Annotated in this window: 1 protein-coding gene; it reads right to left on the minus strand. The window is 60.9% G+C overall.

The genetic code is table 11. From position 1 onward, the window contains the following. Nucleotides 1-163: 163 nt before the first annotated feature. Nucleotides 164-1,612: an IS1182 family transposase gene (locus V9L21_RS26340; RefSeq protein WP_337315720.1), complete on the minus strand. Its 1,449-nt coding sequence runs from the start codon at nt 1,610-1,612 to the stop codon at nt 164-166. Nucleotides 1,613-1,693: the final 81 nt, after the last annotated feature.

A 1,693-nucleotide genomic window follows, 5' to 3' on the forward strand; every position in this document is an offset into this window, starting at 1 on the left:
TGGCCGAGGCTGTGTGGAAACGCCCTCGTCGCGCCAGTATGCCGAACTCTGGTGCTGTCGATGCCTGGTGGGCCTCAAGACAGCCAGTAGGCGGGTTGTCGAGAATGACTGCGTTTGATGTGCACTGAGGCGCCGCATGTCGGCAAGGCTGCGTTTGAGAGGCTCACGCCCCCACCAACTGCATCGCCTTCATCGTCTTCGCGATCCCCAGGATTCGCATCACCCGCTTGAGGTTATATGCCAGCACGTGCAGGCTCATCTCGGTGCTGACGTGCGCCAGCGTCTTCGTCAGGAAGTGGGTGGACCCCATCCAGTGCTTCAGCGTACCGAACACGTGCTCCACAGTACGTCGTCGCAAGGTCATGGCGTCAAGTTTCCTGTCCAGCCGTCGCTGGACGCGCTCCAGAACCTCTTCGTGTTCCCATCGGCGGATGCGCCGGTAGTCGCTGGTTGTGCACTCATCTTTCATGGGGCAACGAGGGCAAGCACTGGTCCAGTAGACGCGTGCGTTGAGACCGTTCCTCTCGATCGTGTCGAACCGATAGATGGCGCGTTCTCCTGCTGGGCACTGGTACTGGTCATCCCTGGCGATGTAGATGAAGTCGCTCTTGTCGAAGCGCCCCTGGGCCTTGGCGCCCGATGTCATTGGCTTGGGCACGTAGGTCGCGATGCCCGCGTCTTCACAGGCCTTGAGCTCAGTGCCGTTGAAGTACCCACGGTCGGCCAGCGCTTGCAGCTTGTCTTTTCCCATTGCATCTCGTGCCGCCACTGCCATCTTGCTCAGCTGCGCACGGTCGCTGCCAATGTTGGTGACCTCGTGCGTCACGATCAAATGGTGTTTGGCATCGACGGCCGCCTGCACGTTGTAGCCCACCAGGCCCGAGCCCTTGGCCTGCGAATTCATCGAGCGTGAATCAGGGTCGGTGGTGGAGCGCTGGCCGTCCGGCTCGTGCTTCAGCTGTTCCTTGGTCTCGTCGAGCTGGCGCATCTGCTCGCGCAATCTCTTGATCTTGTCCTGCAGCCGCTCGGTCTTGGCCTCGACCTCCGCGGGCTGCGTACGGTCGGCGGTTTCCAGCGCGTCAAGATAACGTTGGATGCTCTGCTCGATCTGCCGCTGGCGCGCATCGATCTTGGCTGGCGTGACGTTGCGATCCCGGCTGTTGACCGCTTTGAACTTGCTGCCATCGATGGCCACGATGGCCTGCGTGAACAGCTTGAGCTCCCGGCACATGCCGACGAAGCGCTTGCAGACGTTGCGGATACCCGCCCCGTTGTCGTGACGGAAGTCGGCGATGGTCTTGAAGTCCGGCGCCAGTCTGCCGGTGAGCCACATCAATTCGACGTTGCGCTGAGCCTCGCGCTCCAGGCGCCGGCTGGACTGGATGCGGTTCAGGTAGCCGTAGATGTAGAGCTTGAGAAGCACCGCCGGGTGGTACGCAGGCCGACCGGTAGCAGCTGGTGAGGTGCCTATGAAACCGAGTGTCTGAAGATCCAGTTCCTCGACGAAGGCGTCGACTACTCGCACCGGGTTGTCTTCGCCGATATAGTCATCAAGACATTCCGGCAACAGCGCGACCTGCTGTCGGTCTTCGCCTTCGATGAATCGCTTCATGCGCCACCTCGTTCTGACGGGTTGGCAGATTTTATTTGGAGCGAAGCCATCAACGAAGTGTTTTCACACGACCTCGGCCGA

Origin of the sequence: Variovorax sp. CCNWLW235 (assembly GCF_037204085.1) — a bacterium.
Taxonomy (GTDB): Bacteria; Pseudomonadota; Gammaproteobacteria; order Burkholderiales; family Burkholderiaceae_C; genus Variovorax.